Annotated in this window: 20 protein-coding genes; 15 read left to right on the plus strand and 5 right to left on the minus strand. The window is 68.1% G+C overall.

The genetic code is table 11. From position 1 onward, the window contains the following. Nucleotides 1-12 precede the first annotated feature (12 nt). From ACIO3R_RS37800 to ACIO3R_RS37825, 6 genes are all read left to right on the plus strand, one after another. The gene (locus ACIO3R_RS37800) at nt 13-1,134 is read left to right on the plus strand and encodes an adenosylhomocysteinase (RefSeq protein ID WP_402111574.1); all 1,122 of its coding nucleotides are present in this window, start codon (nt 13-15) and stop codon (nt 1,132-1,134) included. Beyond that, nucleotides 1,131-1,691 (plus strand): NUDIX hydrolase, encoded by a 561-nt coding sequence (locus ACIO3R_RS37805; protein ID WP_402111576.1) that lies wholly within the window; start codon nt 1,131-1,133, stop codon nt 1,689-1,691. Before ACIO3R_RS37800 ends, ACIO3R_RS37805 begins: the two co-directional genes overlap by 4 nt. Nucleotides 1,692-1,725: 34 nt before the next feature. After that, nucleotides 1,726-2,475 (plus strand): 3-deoxy-manno-octulosonate cytidylyltransferase, encoded by a 750-nt coding sequence (locus ACIO3R_RS37810; protein ID WP_402111578.1) that lies wholly within the window; start codon nt 1,726-1,728, stop codon nt 2,473-2,475. Between the two features lie 582 nt (nt 2,476-3,057). Continuing rightward, entirely contained in the window at nt 3,058-3,417 is a 360-nt protein-coding gene (locus ACIO3R_RS37815) for a toxin (protein ID WP_239081532.1), read from the plus strand. A gap of 98 nt (nt 3,418-3,515) precedes the next feature. Then, a complete protein-coding gene (locus ACIO3R_RS37820; protein ID WP_402111581.1) occupies nt 3,516-4,748 on the plus strand; it encodes an MAB_1171c family putative transporter in 1,233 nt (410 codons plus the stop codon). Between the two features lie 285 nt (nt 4,749-5,033). After that, nucleotides 5,034-5,660, plus strand: a complete 627-nt coding sequence (locus tag ACIO3R_RS37825; protein WP_027737785.1) for an HAD-IA family hydrolase — start codon at nt 5,034-5,036, stop codon at nt 5,658-5,660. Between the two features lie 188 nt (nt 5,661-5,848). On the opposite strand, the gene ACIO3R_RS37830 is transcribed toward ACIO3R_RS37825, so the two are convergent. After that, complete coding sequence (locus ACIO3R_RS37830) at nt 5,849-6,721, minus strand: helix-turn-helix domain-containing protein (protein WP_402111583.1); 873 nt, start codon at nt 6,719-6,721, stop codon at nt 5,849-5,851. Nucleotides 6,722-7,263: 542 nt separating this feature from the next. Here ACIO3R_RS37830 and ACIO3R_RS37835 point away from each other — a divergent pair. The 9 genes from ACIO3R_RS37835 to ACIO3R_RS37875 all read left to right on the plus strand — a co-directional run bounded on the left by ACIO3R_RS37835 (nt 7,264) and on the right by ACIO3R_RS37875 (nt 14,343). Further along, complete coding sequence (locus ACIO3R_RS37835) at nt 7,264-7,590, plus strand: transcriptional regulator (RefSeq protein ID WP_401958012.1); 327 nt, start codon at nt 7,264-7,266, stop codon at nt 7,588-7,590. 1 nt (nt 7,591) lies between these two features. Further along, a complete protein-coding gene (locus ACIO3R_RS37840) occupies nt 7,592-8,611 on the plus strand; it encodes a hypothetical protein (protein ID WP_402111585.1) in 1,020 nt (339 codons plus the stop codon). Beyond that, nucleotides 8,611-9,318 carry an ATP-binding protein gene (locus ACIO3R_RS37845; protein WP_402111586.1) on the plus strand — a complete coding sequence of 236 codons (708 nt, stop codon included), beginning with the start codon at nt 8,611-8,613 and terminating at the stop codon, nt 9,316-9,318. The genes ACIO3R_RS37840 and ACIO3R_RS37845 overlap by 1 nt, the downstream gene beginning before the upstream one ends. A gap of 119 nt (nt 9,319-9,437) precedes the next feature. Beyond that, nucleotides 9,438-10,004: a WhiB family transcriptional regulator gene (locus ACIO3R_RS37850; protein ID WP_402111588.1), complete on the plus strand. Its 567-nt coding sequence runs from the start codon at nt 9,438-9,440 to the stop codon at nt 10,002-10,004. Continuing rightward, nucleotides 10,001-11,068 carry a DUF2637 domain-containing protein gene (locus ACIO3R_RS37855; RefSeq protein WP_402111590.1) on the plus strand — a complete coding sequence of 356 codons (1,068 nt, stop codon included), beginning with the start codon at nt 10,001-10,003 and terminating at the stop codon, nt 11,066-11,068. The genes ACIO3R_RS37850 and ACIO3R_RS37855 overlap by 4 nt, the downstream gene beginning before the upstream one ends. 102 nt (nt 11,069-11,170) lie before the next feature. Next, a complete protein-coding gene (locus ACIO3R_RS37860; protein WP_402111591.1) occupies nt 11,171-11,395 on the plus strand; it encodes a hypothetical protein in 225 nt (74 codons plus the stop codon). Then, nucleotides 11,392-12,057, plus strand: a complete 666-nt coding sequence (locus ACIO3R_RS37865) for a plasmid mobilization protein (protein ID WP_402111593.1) — start codon at nt 11,392-11,394, stop codon at nt 12,055-12,057. The genes ACIO3R_RS37860 and ACIO3R_RS37865 overlap by 4 nt, the downstream gene beginning before the upstream one ends. Next, on the plus strand, nt 12,057-13,829 hold the full coding sequence (locus ACIO3R_RS37870) for a relaxase/mobilization nuclease domain-containing protein (RefSeq protein ID WP_402111594.1): 1,773 nt from the start codon (nt 12,057-12,059) through the stop codon (nt 13,827-13,829). The genes ACIO3R_RS37865 and ACIO3R_RS37870 overlap by 1 nt, the downstream gene beginning before the upstream one ends. Nucleotides 13,830-13,938: 109 nt before the next feature. After that, entirely contained in the window at nt 13,939-14,343 is a 405-nt protein-coding gene (locus ACIO3R_RS37875) for a hypothetical protein (protein WP_386413463.1), read from the plus strand. A gap of 72 nt (nt 14,344-14,415) precedes the next feature. Here ACIO3R_RS37875 and ACIO3R_RS37880 read toward each other — a convergent pair whose 3' ends face one another. From ACIO3R_RS37880 to ACIO3R_RS37895, 4 genes are all read right to left on the minus strand, one after another. Next, nucleotides 14,416-14,649 (minus strand): hypothetical protein, encoded by a 234-nt coding sequence (locus ACIO3R_RS37880; protein WP_402111595.1) that lies wholly within the window; start codon nt 14,647-14,649, stop codon nt 14,416-14,418. 31 nt (nt 14,650-14,680) lie between these two features. Continuing rightward, nucleotides 14,681-14,917, minus strand: a complete 237-nt coding sequence (locus ACIO3R_RS37885; RefSeq protein WP_056704972.1) for a hypothetical protein — start codon at nt 14,915-14,917, stop codon at nt 14,681-14,683. Between the two features lie 102 nt (nt 14,918-15,019). Next, on the minus strand, nt 15,020-15,349 hold the full coding sequence (locus ACIO3R_RS37890) for an esterase (RefSeq protein ID WP_402111627.1): 330 nt from the start codon (nt 15,347-15,349) through the stop codon (nt 15,020-15,022). Between the two features lie 76 nt (nt 15,350-15,425). After that, nucleotides 15,426-15,638: a hypothetical protein gene (locus ACIO3R_RS37895; RefSeq protein WP_402111597.1), complete on the minus strand. Its 213-nt coding sequence runs from the start codon at nt 15,636-15,638 to the stop codon at nt 15,426-15,428. Nucleotides 15,639-15,691 lie beyond the last annotated feature (53 nt).

Consider the following 15,691-nt stretch of genomic DNA (forward strand, 5'->3'; position numbering starts at 1 on the left):
AGAGGAGTGCTCATGGAAACCCCCGAGCGGGCACGGCTGGATGCCTTCTTTCGGAGGATCACCGCGCAGTTCCCCGCCGGGCAGGCGATCACAACTCTGGTCGTCACCCACCTGCTCCCGGAACGCCCCGCGTTCTTGCGCGCCATGGCCGCGGTATCCACGATCGGCGCCGTCCTCCCCAAGCCTCGGTCGATCCACCAGCCGACCCTCGACACCGTCCGCCGTACCCTGCCGGTCCACGACCTGAGCCGGGAGCGGTTCACTGACGAGACCCAGGCCCTGCACTACCTGGAGGACACGGCCGGCGGCCAGGACATCGTCTTGGTCGACATCGGCGGCTATTTCGCGGCCAGCCTCGACACCCTCGTGGAGAAGTTCTCCGGCCGCATCCTCGGCGTCGTCGAGGACACCGAGAACGGACACCAGCGGTACGCGGCCCTCGGCTCGCTGCCGTGCCCCGTCGTGTCCGTGGCCCGCTCACCGCTCAAGGACTGCGAGGACCACCTCGTCGGCCGGTCCATCGTGTTCTCCACCGACGCCCTGGTCCGCGCTCGCGGGGACATCCTCACGAGTCGCAGCGCCTGCGTCATCGGCTTCGGCAAGATCGGCCGCTCGATCGCCCAGACCCTGCGCGCCCAGGACCTGCGCGTCACCGTGTATGACAACAACTCGGTCAAGCGGGTACAGGCGCACGCCCTCGGCTTCCGCACCAGCGCGTCCACCACCGAGGCCGTCCGCGACGCGGAACTCGTCCTGTGCGCCACCGGCAATCTCGCCCTCCGGCACGAGGATTTCGCCGCCCTGCGCAACGGCGCATACCTCGGATCGGTGACCTCCTCCGAGGACGAGCTCGAACTCGGCAGCCTCGACGACCTCTACGAACGACACCCCGTCGGACCCCAGTTGACCCGCTACGAGGTCACCGGCCACTACTTCTACGTTCTCGCCGACGGCGGCGCCGTCAACTTCGTGCACGGCGCCGCCGTCGGCACCTACATCCACCTCGTCCAGGCCGAGATACTCGCCGCCACCGCCGCACTCAGCCACGCGCGATTCGAACCCGGACTGCACGAGATGCCGGCGGCCGACCGCGACGCCATCGCCAAGACCTGGCTCCGCCATTTCGAAAGGTGACCTCCTTGCCCCCCTCCACCGCACACATCCGCGCCGTCACCGAGGCGTACCTCGCCCGTCACCAGGACGAACGCGGCAACCTGACGATGCTGTTCGCAGCCCTCGACGGCCTCGACGATCCCACCAGCCGCAAGACCTCCCCCGCCCATGTGACTTGCAGTGCCATCCTCTTCAACGGCGAACGGGAGGTCCTCCACGTTTTGCACAGGGCGACCAGGAAGCTGCTGGCGCCCGGCGGGCACAACGAGCCGTCCGACCAGCAGCTGCGCGACGCCGCCCTGCGCGAACTCCACGAGGAGGCCGGCATCCCGCCCACTGCCGTCGTCCCGCTCATTGGCTACGAGGACGTTCCCCTCGACATCGACGTGCACGCGATCGACGCGAGCCCGTCCAAGAACGAGCCGGCGCACTACCACGTGGACTTCCGCTGGGCCTTCCACCTCGGCACCGGACACGCGGTAACCCTCCAGGAGGAGGAGGTCGACGGTTACCAGTGGCGGCCGTTCGCGGCCGTCGCCTCGCCGACCGTCCGCGCCAAGATCGCGCAGCTCGCCTGAAGCCCCGCTCGTACTCGACCACCAGGAGGACGCCGTGGCCGCCACCACAGCCAGACCGCGTCGGCACATCGCCGTCATACCCTGTCGCTGGGGCGCCTCTCGCTTCCCCGGCAAACCACTGGCCCGCCTCGGCGACCGGCCGCTGCTTTGGCACGTCCACCAGCGCTGCCTGGAGGCCAAGCGCCTCGACGGAGCCATCGTCGCCACGGACGATGCCCGCATAGAATCGGCGTGCCGCGACCTGGGCATCGACTGCATCCGTACCGGGGAGCACCTCACCGGCACCGACCGCGTCGCGGAGGTCGCCGAGCACCTGCGGGCCGACGGGTACATCAACGTCCAGGGTGACGAGCCGTTCATCTCGCCGACGGCCATCGACGACATCTCGGAAGCCCTGGAGTACGCCCCGGCGGACACCTTCGCCGTGAACGCCTACACCGAGTTGGACGACATCGGCGCCGTGTTGGACCACAACGTCGTCAAGGTCGTCGTCACGGCGCGCAGCGAGGCACTCATGTTCTCGCGTCAGCCCATCCCGTACCCGAGGGGAGACCGGCCGAAGTACCTGCGTCAGCTGGGTCTCTACGGCTTCACAGACCAAGCTCTCCAGCGCTTCCGCCAGCTCCAGCAGGGGCCCTTGGAGCGCGCGGAGGGCGTGGAGATGCTGCGCTTCGTCGAACACGGCCATGCCGTGCGGATGATCCCTGTCCGGGACGACGGTGTGGCGGTAGATACCCCAGAGGATCTCGCGCGAGCCGAAAGCCTTCTCGGTCGTCGTGGTTGAGTTCGCCCGCAACCGCGCTTATTGAATGGGCGGTTGAAAAACGCCACTATCAACTACGCAAGCGTGGCGACGGGTTAGCTGTGAAGCGCTTAATATCCGGAGACGGCCTAGCGCAGCGCTCACAGCGGCTCACTCTCCGGAGGAATATCAAGATCAATATTGGAGGCGAAGCAGCCTTTTCGATCTTGAATGGAAAGAGTGATCTGCCGCACTCGGGTGACCTTCGCAACATCTCCTTCTCGCATGATCGCTTAATCCCCCTTGTACGCTTAGGCGCGACAGCGCGTGCGGGTCGCCCGCCGCGCGCACCGAACACGGGCTGCTGCCTGCTAGCGCCTCGCGTACGCGTCTAGGTGTGGGGTTTACAGTGAGCAGAATGGAGAGACTATGCCTTGGCGTAGGGATCCTTCACGTCGCGACCTCGTGAGGGAATGCGAGAGGAAGCTCGCTGATCTCCCTATACCAACCCCTTTCAGCGTTGAGACGCTGGTGGGCAATATGGAAGGGGTTCTAGGGCGTGAGATCCAGTTGGTTCCGCTGGATGACCCCGACGGGGGCCTCGGAACAGCTTGCGGTCTGCGGGTGAAGACCCCCGAGGTGACCATCATTCTTTACCGGCGTCGCTCTAGTCGAAATCGCACGGAACACATCATCCTCCATGAGATCGCGCATGAGTGGATGGATCACGGCACCTCATTGACGGCTGCCGAGATCGAGCGTTACGTACCCGAACGCATTCGGCAAGAAGTTCTTCGGCGTTACCCGTCGGCCTTGGTTCAGGCGCGCGTTGATTTCGACAGCCATGAAGAGAAGCAGGCGGAGCTTTCGGCCTCACTGATCAAGCGGCTGGCCCGTCGGCAGTCGGCAACCGGGGACGACGTAATCAGCCTGCTGGAGTACTCCTTGGCGCACCCGGTCGCTCCACCGCGACGGCGGCGATAGTACAGCAATTATCGCAATGGCCATCCAGTAGTTAGTTCGCGCTCTGCAGAGCCCGCATGCGGCGGCAGGTGCGGCACGCACAGATATTGACTGATCCCGTGTTCGACTTCTTCAAATACTTCACTGCGGCAGTCATGACGCTGATGTCTATCTGGCGTTTTCCGGCTGTCAGGTATGGCGACGCGCACCGCAGGGCACTGTGGGGTGGCTACGCCGGGTTCGCAGTCGCTCTGTGCTTGTACACCCCCGCAGCGATGGACGCGGTCGACCGCATTCCTATCGTCGATCTCAGCGCTCTACTTCGGCACTTCGCCAGCACAGCAGCGATCATGGCGGCGCTGACGTACGTAGCCACCAGCTACGGCAAGACTGCTGAGGCAGTCGTGCCCAGACACGTGGAGTTCTCACGGTGGGTCGCCCGAGCCTCCTACAGGGCCGGAGCAGTGGGTGTGATTCTCCTGGCGGTCCTGTTCTTCACCGTGGTGAAACGAGATCGGCCAAGCGAAGACTTCCTCGTTGACCATGCCGGGCAATGGGGCGTCGCTCTCTACATGACCGTGTTCTATTTCTTTCCGCTTGTCACCACCGCCGTGTGTGGCTATCAGTGGACCAAGGCGGCGCGTCGAGCCGAGAGCACGAGTATGCGCATCGGTCTGGGTTTGATGGGTTTCGCGATGTGGATGGGACTTATCCATACGCTAGCCAGAATCTTCATTCTGTGGATCGCCGTAGCATTTTCTCTCGACGAATCGACGATGAGGTTCCTTGTCGATGCCACCGCAATCTGGATGAACCTTCTCTTCGTTATCGTTGCCGTAGGGGCAAGCATTCCAACAACCCGTGCGGCAGTGGCACGCTGGAAAACGTTCCGCACCCTGTACCGGATCTATCCCATATGGTTCGATCTGGTTGAAGCTTTTCCCGGAACGAGTCTGTACCCGCCCGGACGGCGAGTAACTGAACTCCTACAGTTGCGCGTGCCTATCGACGTCCGTCTGGACCGATGGACGCAAGATATCTCTGACGCCTGCGAGAAGCTGCGTTACTACGTTCCGCGTAATCTCATGTTCGCCGCAGAAGACATGACGTCCGCGCAACCTGATCCTGAGCCCGTCGCAGAGGCGTACTGGATAAAGGCTGGACTCCTCGCGGCTAACGCCGAATCCGCCGAGCCATCCTCGGCTGCCCTTCTGCGAGAAAAACCGTTCGTCGACACTGATAGTGAAGCAGCCTGGTATGAGCGAGTCAGCGCGGCTTATTCACAGATCACCGAAGATCAGGCGCGGGAAGTCCTCGATAACTCCCTGACGCTAGAAGCGGATGCTCGGTAGTAGCTCTGGGATGGCACGTAGAGCGGTGACTGGTCGGTGTTCACGGCGTACACGACTAGCTACTCATAGATGCGATCTTGAATGGCTTCGTGAGATTCGGCACCACCGAGCCCTGGGCCGCCACTGGTACCGTTGGCAGGGCGGACATAAAGGTTTTGCTCCGCCCCGTAAGTGCACTTCCTGGCCTGCGATACGCAGCAGCTTCTGCGACCGCCGTGTGCGCCGGGTCCACGGCGCTCTCCGGTCTGGACGAGCGTCCGAGATATCAGCGATGGAGTTCCCCGCATGTCCAACCGCCGTACCGGCCTCATTCTTGATTTCGGAGGCGTTCTCACCACCCCCCTGCTGCCCGCCGTGTTGGCGTTTGAGCAGCGCGAAGGGCTCCCCAAGGGTGCCTGCCTCACCGCGCTGTACGCGGACCCGGAGGGCGTCCGGATCACCAGTGATCTGGAGCGCGGTGTCGTGTCCCAGAACGAGTGGAACGAGTTCGCCGGCAGGATGCTGAATGTGCCGGCGGACGGACTGATGGGGAGGATCTTCGGTGACCTCCGTCCTGAGCCGCTGCTGATCAACGCAGCCGCCGCAGCTCGCCGGGCCGGAATCAAGGTCGGCATTCTGAGCAACTCCGTGGGCTTGGCGCCGTGGGACTTGTACGAGGGCTACGAGCTGGAGAAGCTGTACGACGTCGTCGTGATCAGCGAGCACCACATGATGCGCAAGCCCGACGCCGAGCTGTTCGAGATCACGCTCAAGCTCATGGGCCTGCCCGCGGACGAGTGCATCTTCGTCGATGACACCGAGGCGTACGTGCAGGCAGCGGAGCAGCTCGGCCTCGCTGGTGTGCATAACCAGAACCCCGAGCAGACGGTCGCGACCCTGTCCGAGCTTCTGGGTGTCGACCTGACCGCCTAGAAGCACCGTCGAGATCGCCGGAACGTAGGGACTTCGGCTTTGCCCCGCAGGGGTCGAGCCGAAGTCCCTACGCGTTTCCGGTCTGAGGTCTGTCATGACCTAGTCAGGCTGGGGGTGGCGGTCGAGGGTCGCCACAGGCCCCGAGGGAGTTGGTGCGGGAACTGCTGAGCCCGCCTAACCAGGCAGGGTCACTCCTTGTCCTGAACCTCGGACAGCTTGTGTCTTAGCTCGCCTACGAGCCGATTGATGTCGGCCATCGCCTTCAACGACAGGATCTCACTGCCGCGTGCGGCCAGGCCCAGGACCTGTCCCTGATGGATCGAGCCGATGAAGCGGACAGCCTCCAGGAACTCCTGGACCATGGGACTCAGTTCGGCGTCATCGCCGAACAACCAGGGTGGAACCTGGAAGGCGTCAGCCAGGCCGGCGCGCACTTCATCCGGTGCCGCGGTCGCCGCGCCGTCGCGCAACTCCTTGATGCCTTCGGCGGTGATAGCTGCCCCTGGCGCGTGCTGATTCACGAGCCGCGCAATGTCTGCATCGGACATCGCCGTCTCTTCGGTGGAGCCGTACTGCAGGAGAAAGTTGATCTTTTCTCCGACGGTGCGCGGTGCGGTCTGTTGATCCTCGCTCGGGGAGGTGGGCCGCACCCCGAAGGAGCGATCCTGGGCCGCGAGGAGTTTCTCCTCGGTCACCCCGTACGCCGCCGCCAGCGGCCGGATGTAGCTGGTGTTGAGCCTGCGCCGCCCGGACTCGGCATTGGCTACCGGTGCCCGGCTTGCGCCGAGGATCTCTGCGGCTTCTGCCACGCTGAGACCGGCGTCGCACCGCAGGAGCTGCAGGTCGGGCGGTCCCTCGTGAGGGAACAGTTCGTCGAGAGGCTCATCGAGCGCCGTCGCGATCGCAGGCAGCTTCTCGCCCTTGGGGAAGTCCTTGCCCGATTCCCATCGTGCGACGGTGGCGCCGCTGACGCCTACCAGTTCGCCCAGCTCCCTCTGATGCATGTCCCTTCGCCGGCGGGCAGCGCGCACGAGGCTGCCGTCGAACTGACGTGGGGGCACGGGGACTCCTGCTGCGAGGTGGCGATGGGCTCGGTGTCGGGTCAACTGTAAGCCAGGGTTGATGCATTTCTGAAACTGACGTACGTTTCCGTATCGCACCTGTTGATCAGGCCCAACTCTACGGTGCCAACCTCTGGGGGACCCCTGTGCATATTCCATTGCCCTGAGCGCTCGCGCAACAGGCGTCACGCGTGCGTCCGGGCGAAGCCGATCGCTGTGGACGTCACCTGCGTAAACCGGGCGAGCCGACCGCAAATGATCTTCTGGGGAACGGGATGGACTTGTCCGCAGGGTCTGCATATGTTCGTCGTCCCACGCCGGGCAGGGCCCCGGAGAGGGGCCGATGACCAGCGGAAAGGAGACGGGACGGATGCCGGCATACGACCCGTGACCTGGCCTGGAAACTGAAACCGGCGCCGAGGAGCTACCAACTCCCAAGCGCCGGGCTGGCACCCCGAGGGCGCCAATTACACATCTCGCGGGCGGCAGGGCTTCTTGCACGAGACCGCCGCTCCGTGCTCCTACGAACAACGGAGTATCGCATGCTCGCCATGCCGAGCGGAACCCCGGCTTGCCCGGACGACGGCCGTCCGCAGCGCCTCGCCGCCCAGCTCACCGACATGATCCCGGGGGCGGCCACGATCCGGGTCAGCCTCACCGACCCGACGCAGACGTGGCCTCATCTCCACGCCGTCGTCAAGGACGAGGCCGGGAGGACCCTGGAGCTGGGCCGCCCGACCGCCAGGGTCGCGGCACGCTGGATCCTGCGGGTCTGGCCGGAGGTGGACTGGATGCGCCCGCACACCTTCTGCCTTGCCGACGCCACCCTGACCCGCAGCGACCTGGTCGCCGCCGAGCGGGGACGCTGACATGGCCCGGATCCGAACGGTCAAGCCGGAGGCGTTCACCTCCGAGTCGCTCGCCGAAGTAACCGTGGCGGCCGAGCGGACCTTCTTCGGCCTGCTCACCCAGGCCGACGACCATGGTCGCCACCGGGATAACGCCGCGATCATCGCGGGGCTCCTCTGGCCTCTGCGCGCCGAGCACACCTCGGTCCACGTCGAGGACGACCTCCACCAGCTCGCGAATGCCGGACTGATCTGCCGATACACCGGATGCGACGGCCGCCTCTACCTCCACATCGTGACCTGGTCCGAGCACCAGAAGATCGACAAGCCGAGCCAGTCGCGCCTGCCCTCGTGCCCGCAGCACCAGGCTGCCGACCGGTGCGCACCCTGCAAGGGCTCCTGCACCCGGAGGGCGGAGGGCTCGCCCACGGCTCCCGGAGGACTCGCCGAGACCTCGGGGAGGGCACCCCGAGCGCTCGATCTGCCTGCCTCACTGGCCCCGACGGTCCCGAAACAGGCAGACGGGCCAGCCGTAGACCGACAGGAGGCCGCCGACGGAGACGTCAGCACACCCGGACGGACTGGAGGCAAAAGCGCAGCTCAGAGGGTTTTCCCCGATGGCTCCCCGACCCTTCCCCGAAGCCTCCCCGAAGGCTCGGCGCCTGGATCTAGGATCTTGGATCCTGGATCTCTTGTCCCTACGGGGCGCACAGCGCCCGCAGCTGGCATCTCGGCCAAGGACCTCATCGGCGAGTACGTGGCCGGGTGCGACCAGCGCCCCCCGAGCGACGTGATCGGGCACCTCGGCCGGATCATCAAGAAGCTCCTGGACGAGGGCATCGCTCCGGTGCACATCCGGGCCGGGCTGGCGAATTTCACCGCCAACCCCAAGCACCCGAGCGTCCTGACCAGCATGGTCAACGAGGCGATGAACGCTCGCCCCGGCGGTTTGGCGCGGCCGGGAATCCGGCCTAACGTGCCCGCCCACCAGGCGTGGACCAACCCGGCCAACGCTTCCGCCGCCTACGCCGAGGAGCTGTGATGCACACCCGCCACCGCGAACCGCAGCTCCTCGGCAACGAAGGCACCCTGGAGCGCATGGCCCGGATCCTGGCCGCCCGCAACATCGACCCGGCCGACGCTGCCGCGCTCCCCGACGACCGCGAGCCGTTCTCCCCGCTCGACGCCCTCCTGGCCGGGATGCCCCCGCGCTACCAGGCGGCCGTTGCCGACCACCCGAGGGTCCTGGACTGGGTCGCGGAGGTCACCGGGGCGGCCGTCGCCCCCAGCCGGGGAGCCCGGCGGCAGGTCACCACCGGGCCCAGCCTCCTGATGGCGGGAGTCGTCGGCGCGGGCAAGACGCACCAGGCGTACGGCGCGGTCCGAGCGCTCGTGGAGAGCGGGGTCGGCGTGCGCTGGCGCGCGACCACCGCCGCCGACCTCTACGCCGATCTCCGCCCCCGGCCCGGGGTCGACAGCGAGCGGGAGCTGGCGGCTGTCTGCCGCTGCCCGCTCCTGATCATCGACGACCTCGGCGCGGCCAAGGCCAGCGAGTGGGTCGAGGAAGTGACGTACCGGCTGATCAACCGGCGGTACAACTACGAACTCCCCACGCTGATCACGACCAACCTGGCGATCAAGGACCTGCGTTCCTACCTCGGGGACCGAGTCGCCAGCAGGCTCGCGCAGATGACCACCCGAGTCGAGTTCGAGGCCGTCGACCGCAGACGCCACAGCGCCGCCGCCTGACCCTCCACAGGCCACCCCGCCGGACCGCGCCCTCGCACCGCCGTCCCCCCCGGGCACCTACCGCCAGCGCACCTCTCCGCCGACGCCCCTGCGCGCGGAGAGCGATCGGAGCACCCCGCATGACCAGCACGATGAACGGCCCCGCCCAGCACCGTCAGCTCGGCGACCAGACCTGGCAGGCCGACGCCGTCTGCCAGAGCACCGAGTACAACCCGGTGGACCCCGAAGTCTTCTTCCCCGAACCCGACGAGACCGCCAAGATCGCCACGGCCAAGGCCCTGTGCGGCCAGTGCCCGGTCCGGCGCACCTGCCTGGACGCCGCTCTCGAAGGGGGTGACACCGACGGGATCCGTGGCGGCTTGACGGAAGAGGAGCGCGGGCCGCTGCACGACAAGCTCGCCAGCCGCCTCGACTACAGCCGCGTCAATGCCACCATCGCCGGACGCGACGTGCACCTCACCCATACGGAGCGCCGCGCGGTCGAGTACGCGGCCTACCGCCACGGGGTGAGCGAGCAGCGCCTGGCCTGGCTTCTGAAGGTCACCGAGGAGCACGCCAAAAAGCGATACCGCGAGATCCGCCGGGCCGAGCGCAACCGAACCCTGAACCAGCCCACCACGAACACCACACCCCTCGAAACCAGCGGCGAGCGCCTGATCCGCGACGACTTCGGGACGGCGGCATGAACACCGCAAGCGCGCCGAAGACGGTGCACATATCCGGGTGGGACCGCGCGGCTGTCGTGGCCCTCGGGGGCGCGGGATGCGCGCTGTCGTACGACGCCTTGCAGCAGATGGCCGTCGCCATCCACATCCGAGGCTTCCTTACCTACCTGTTCCCCTTGGTGATCGACGGGTTCATCGCCTACGGCATCCGAGCCCTCCTGGTTCTGCGCAACGCACCCCTGCGCGCCCGGCTCTACGTCTGGACGCTCTTCGGCACGGCCACCGCCGCCAGCATCTGGGCCAACGCGCTCCACGCGGTGCGTATCAACCAGGACTCGGTCGCCGGCACCGGCCTCCGGCTCGGTGACGCGGTGGTCGCGGTGCTCTCCACCATCGCCCCGCTCGCACTGGCCGGAGCGGTCCACCTCTACATCCTCATTGCCCGGGGCCCGGTCAAGGACTCTGGCCGGCAGAGCCTCGGTCAGCCCGGTCACCTCGGTGAGACCGACCGCAGCGACGCTATCGAGGTCACCCGGACCGACCGAGCCGGTCAGCAGCGGTCAGCGGCCGGTCAGGTCAAGTCCGGTCAGTCGGTCACCGCTCTGACCGACCGGCTGCCGCTGTCCCCGACCGACGAGAACACCGCCGCCCGGTCAGTGACCGGAGACTCGACCCCGGCGACGAGCGGCCAGTCGGTCACCGACCACCACAACCGCAGCCACGGTGCCCCTGACCTGCCGGGACAGGCGGACAAGGGCCGGACGGTCACTGACCGCCCCAGCAGTACGGCCCCGGTCGGTGATGACCAGGACAGCCCGGCGGCGGTCAGTGCCCGGCCGGTCACCTCGCCGCCGGTCACTGACCGGGCCGCTCGGTCGACTGGGGACCGGCGTCCTGACCCGGACACCGAGGAGCTGCTGGCGATCGCCCGGTCGGCGGTCAGGGCCGAGGACAAACTGACCCGCAAGGTGGTCGCCCAGGCGATCCGAGGTCAGCAGATCCCGCTGTCCAGCGACACCCTGACCGCGCTGATGGCTCAGCTGCGCGAGCAGCACCGCCAGCCGGTCACTTCCTCCCGGCCCTGACCGAACCTCCACGGAGTGGGTGACCGAACCGGTCAACCCGGCCGGTCACCCACTCCGCATGTCACCGACACACCCCGCCACAGCAGAAGCGGAGAGCACCCGATGCGCACTCACCCGGCCACGGCCGCCGAAGTCGACTCCTGGCTGACCGTCCTGCACCAGCACGGACACCTCCACCGCGCCCAGTCCGGCCCCGACACCACCTGGATCGTGCAACGCGAGCAGCATGACCGGCCCTGGACCCTGCACCACCCCGTCCTGGCCATGGACTGGATCGAGGAACTCGTCCGCGAAATCCAGCAGCAGGACCCGGAGACGAGCCGGTGAACACCAACGACCCGGTGGCCACCTCCGCTGGACAGCAGCGTGACCCCACCACGGCTCCTGGCGGAGCAAGCTATCGCGTACGACGGTCCTACGGCCCGACGTACGCACTTGCCCCCGCCCAGGAGGGCGGGGGAAGCCCGGCTGGTCCCCGAGCGAGGGCGCACGGGGACCAGCCGGGCAACGGGCACCAGGGGGCGCCGGTCACCGGGGGAGAAGCCGACCGCGACGACCACCGCGAGCAGCCGCGCCCGAGCACGCCCGCCTACCCCGACCGCAAACCGCGCCGCCGCACCCGCAACCCCAGCGAGCGCACCCGCAAGACGACCACCCGCCTCTCCGACACCGAGAAGACCGAGATCGCCGAGGCCGCCACCAAGCGCGGCGTCACCGTCGCCCGCTTCCTCGCCGTCTCCGGCCTGAGCGCCGCCCGCGGATGCGCCGCCGTGCACAGCAACGACCAGCTCGACACCGCCATCGACGAACTCGCCGCTCTGCGCACCGCGCTGGCCCGGATCGGCAACAACATCAACCAGATCGCCTTCGTCCTCAACAGCGGTGGCCAGCCGCGCGCCGGTGAACTCGACCACGCGCTGGGCGCGCTGACCGGACTTCTCGCCCGCGTTGATGACGCGGCGAACGACCTGGTGAACCGGCGGCTGTGATGGTTCCCGACATCGGACGCGGCTCCCGCACCCATGGCCTCCTCGTCTACCTGTACGGCCCCGGACGGCGCGAGGAGCACACCGACGCGCACCTCGTCGGCTCCTGGGACGGCTTCGCTTCCGACCCGGGCCGCGGCACTGGCCTCGACCCCGACCCGAAGGTCACCCTCGCCGGGCTCACCGCCGCCCTGGACCTGCGGGTCAAGCAGGCCGGCGACCGCGCGCCCGCCAAGCACGTCTGGCACTGCTCGGTCCGCACCGCCCCCGGGGACCGGCGGCTGGACGACGAGGAGTGGAACGCCGTCGCCCAGCGCATCGTCCACGCCACTGGCATCGCCCCGGCTGGAGACCCCGACGGCTGCCGGTGGATCGCCGTCCGCCACGCGGAGGACCACATTCACATCGTCGCCACCCTCGTACGCGGCGACCTGCGCAATCCGCGACTGAACTACGACTTCAACAAGGCCCAGGCCGAATGCCGCCACATCGAGAAGGAGATGGGCCTGCGGCGCCTGAACGCGGGCGACGGAACCGCAGCGAAGAATCCCAGCAGCGCCGAGAAGTTCAAGGCCGAGCGCACCGGCCGACCGGAGACCTCGCGCGAGACGCTCCGCGAGGCCGTTCGTCGAGCCGTGGCGGGAGCGGAGTCGGAAGAGGAGTTCTTCACGCGGCTCCGAGAAGCGGGGGTACGGGTGAAGCTGCGACACGCACCGTCCGGTGACGCGCTCGGCTACAACGTGGCCCTGCCCGGCGACCGCAACCGCGACGGAGCCCCTGTCTGGTACCCCGGCTCCAAACTGGCCCCCGACCTCTCCCTTCCGAAGATCCGCCTACGCCTCACCGACGGGGCCGCCGAGCCGAGCGCGCCCGCGGTCGGCGCTGACCGGACGAACTGGTCACCGCCCGCCCGTCAACGACGCAACGCCACCGTCATCGCAGAGCGCTCGGCCATGCTCCTGGAACGCGACGAGGGCGGCGAGGCCGCCCCCCAGCTCGTCGGCGTCGGAGAACTCCTCGACGCAGTGGCCCAGACCTCACCGGCCACCACCCGCACCGAGCTGGCCGCCGCAGCTCGCGCCTTCGAACGGGCAACCCGCAGTCATGTCCGCGCCGAACGCGCCGACACCCGGGCCCTCCGCTCGGCCGCCCGAGGCATTGTCCAGGCCGGCGGGGCGCTCGGCCGAGGCGAGGACGGCGGCACCACCGCCACGCTCGTCTCCACCCTCGTCTTGGTCACCCTCGCCGCCGCCCGCTGGCACTCCGCCCGCGGACACGCCCAGCAGGCCCACGCCTCCCGACAAGCCGCCGCGCACCTACGCACCGCCTACCGCCAGGCCGCCGCCACCCCGATGCGCATGCTGCACGACCAAGGCCGCGCCCTTCCTGACGCCCAGCGCCTCATGCACGAGGCCACCCTTCGCGCCGTCCTGCCCGAGAAGGTCGTACGGGTAGGAGGCACGGAAGCGAGGACCGACGCCTTGGTTGCCACCCTCGCCCAGGCAGAGCGGGCAGGCCACGACTCCGAAGCCCTCCTGCGCCAGGCCATCTACATGCGCGAACTCGACAGCGCCGACGACGTGAACGACGTCCTGGTCTGGCGCCTGCGGCGCATCGCCCAGCTCCCGGCACACCCGGGCGAAGGTGCCCGTCGTCCGCAGGCCGCCACCCGCCAGGCCACCACGCCGAGCAGCCGCACCAGTGAACGAAACGCGACGGCGGCCGTACCGCTCGGGACTGCTCAAGACCCCAACCGCCGCTCGCCACGTCGCTGACCACGTCGAACCGGACGTAGACCACCACCGTCCGAGCGGACGCCACGAAATGTATGGACAGCCGGTTCCACCGGCTGTTACGGATGAAGACAGGACCGACAACCGGGAGATGACGCTCGTGCTCAGAACCACCACCCGCACCACGGAGCCAGCACCCGTCCTGCCCGTCGTCCCCACTGGTAACGACCCCCTGCTGCAGCTCCAGGCCGAGACTCGGTCGGCCGACGGCCCCGGGGCAATCCGCTGCGTCGGCCACTCACGCGAACTCGCTCTCGGCGGCATCCCCGTGATGTGCTCCGCCTGCCGTGCCCGACGCGACTGGCTGCTCATCAACCACGGGCGCAACGTCTGGGTCCGCTGCCGGTGCGGCAACCAGTGGCTCGAGCCCGAGATCGGCCGCGCCGACTTCGATGCCCTGGTCGGCGGCCCGCACGGGACGACCTACCCGAGTGTCGAGGCGGGCTTGACCGCGCTCGGGTTCGACGGCGTATTCGCCGGCATCTACCTGGAGTAGGCGAGCACCAGACGGAACGCCGAAGGGGCGCCACCGGCATGTCGGTGGCGCCCCTTGGCGTGCAGGTGAGGTTCAGCCGCGTGCGCTGTCCTTCGCCAGCCCACCCCGGAAGTCGCACCCCGGGCACTCGTCTTCACCCTGGACGTGTCCCTCGTACCAGCCGTGGACCGCCGCATGCAGGATGGCCTCCTCCACGGTGGCCTCGCCGCTACGGACTGACTCGATGGCTCCGCCGACGATCAACCCGAGTACGGCGTTGCCGGTCGAGGGGAACGGGGGCGAGGGCATCTGCGAGTCGGGTGTCATGCCCGCAGCCTACGGGCGAGCACCCGCTCGGTCAGTCGGTCGACGTGGTCTCCTGTCGGGGGGAGCTGTGCAGGTCGCTGCGAAATCCCCGGCCGACCGGCCTCCAGTTCTGGAACGTGGACGGCTTCCAGCGGGGACGGTCCGGAACGCTGTCGTCGTCGGGCGAGGGCAGGCTGCCCCGGCTCTTGCGGCTGCGGGTCGCGCCGACGCTGATACCCAGGTGGGCGGCGACCTCCGGGTATCCCCAGAGCCTCTGGTCGTCGGCCATAGTGTTCTCCTTCGTCAGGTCGAGCGTACGCAACGAACGGGTAGACGCACGACGAGGCCGCCCCTGCCTGAGTGGCATGGGGCGGCCTTCGGCGGTCCTCGGTCAGACTCCGGAGAGCCGGTTGGAGAGGTCGAGTGCGTCGGTCGCGAATGAGAGGGCGGCGCACAGGCCGGTCACCTCGTACAGGGTCGGACGGACCAGGCGCGGCCAGTCGCCCGGGGCGGCGGGCCAAGAACCGAGGAGCACCTCGGCCGTGGTCAGCGCCAGGTACGCCGTGACGTCCCAGCCGCTGCGCGAGGCGGGCTCCCAGCGCAGCCGGATGCGCCCGAGGGGAAGTTGGGGGGTTTCGGCAGCGAGCCAGGTGATGTCGAGGGGGCCGTCGGGGCGGGCGGAGATGCGCTGGAGAAGCGCGCTGTGCACGCCGAACGGCATGGGGCGCACGGCGACATCGTGCAGCGCGCGTCGCGAGAGGGACGAGATGGAAGCCTCCGTGGTGGTAGGGAAGCGATCAAGCCCAGGTGAGGGCATCGCGCGCCCCCACCGGGAGGTAGTCCTCCTGACCGTCATCGGCGATGTACGCCTTGCCGTTGCGGACGACGACCTCGGCCCCCACGAAGTGGGCGAAGGGGAAGTCCGGGTTGACGGCGAGACGGACCGGCAGGTTGGGGTCGAGTTCCAGGAGCTGGCGAAGCAGGTGGCCGACGGTCAGATACTGGGGCACGGAAACCTCCGAGAGCGGTATGGGCGGACGGGGCAGGAGCGGCGGGGACATCG

This window comes from Streptomyces sp. NPDC087428 (assembly GCF_044744085.1).
GTDB lineage: Bacteria > Actinomycetota > Actinomycetes > Streptomycetales > Streptomycetaceae > Streptomyces.

Coding starts and splice junctions, on each gene's coding strand:
- ACIO3R_RS37860 (WP_402111591.1), top strand. CDS start 11,171: ATGCGCACTCACCCGGCCACGGCCGCCGAAGTCGACTCCTGGCTGACC.
- ACIO3R_RS37840 (WP_402111585.1), top strand. CDS start 7,592: ATGGCCCGGATCCGAACGGTCAAGCCGGAGGCGTTCACCTCCGAGTCG.
- ACIO3R_RS37800 (WP_402111574.1), top strand. CDS start 13: ATGGAAACCCCCGAGCGGGCACGGCTGGATGCCTTCTTTCGGAGGATC.
- ACIO3R_RS37850 (WP_402111588.1), top strand. CDS start 9,438: ATGACCAGCACGATGAACGGCCCCGCCCAGCACCGTCAGCTCGGCGAC.
- ACIO3R_RS37845 (WP_402111586.1), top strand. CDS start 8,611: ATGCACACCCGCCACCGCGAACCGCAGCTCCTCGGCAACGAAGGCACC.
- ACIO3R_RS37825 (WP_027737785.1), top strand. CDS start 5,034: ATGTCCAACCGCCGTACCGGCCTCATTCTTGATTTCGGAGGCGTTCTC.
- ACIO3R_RS37890 (WP_402111627.1), bottom strand. CDS start 15,349: ATGCCGTTCGGCGTGCACAGCGCGCTTCTCCAGCGCATCTCCGCCCGC.
- ACIO3R_RS37870 (WP_402111594.1), top strand. CDS start 12,057: ATGGTTCCCGACATCGGACGCGGCTCCCGCACCCATGGCCTCCTCGTC.
- ACIO3R_RS37875 (WP_386413463.1), top strand. CDS start 13,939: ATGACGCTCGTGCTCAGAACCACCACCCGCACCACGGAGCCAGCACCC.
- ACIO3R_RS37880 (WP_402111595.1), bottom strand. CDS start 14,649: ATGACACCCGACTCGCAGATGCCCTCGCCCCCGTTCCCCTCGACCGGC.
- ACIO3R_RS37885 (WP_056704972.1), bottom strand. CDS start 14,917: ATGGCCGACGACCAGAGGCTCTGGGGATACCCGGAGGTCGCCGCCCAC.
- ACIO3R_RS37855 (WP_402111590.1), top strand. CDS start 10,001: ATGAACACCGCAAGCGCGCCGAAGACGGTGCACATATCCGGGTGGGAC.
- ACIO3R_RS37835 (WP_401958012.1), top strand. CDS start 7,264: ATGCTCGCCATGCCGAGCGGAACCCCGGCTTGCCCGGACGACGGCCGT.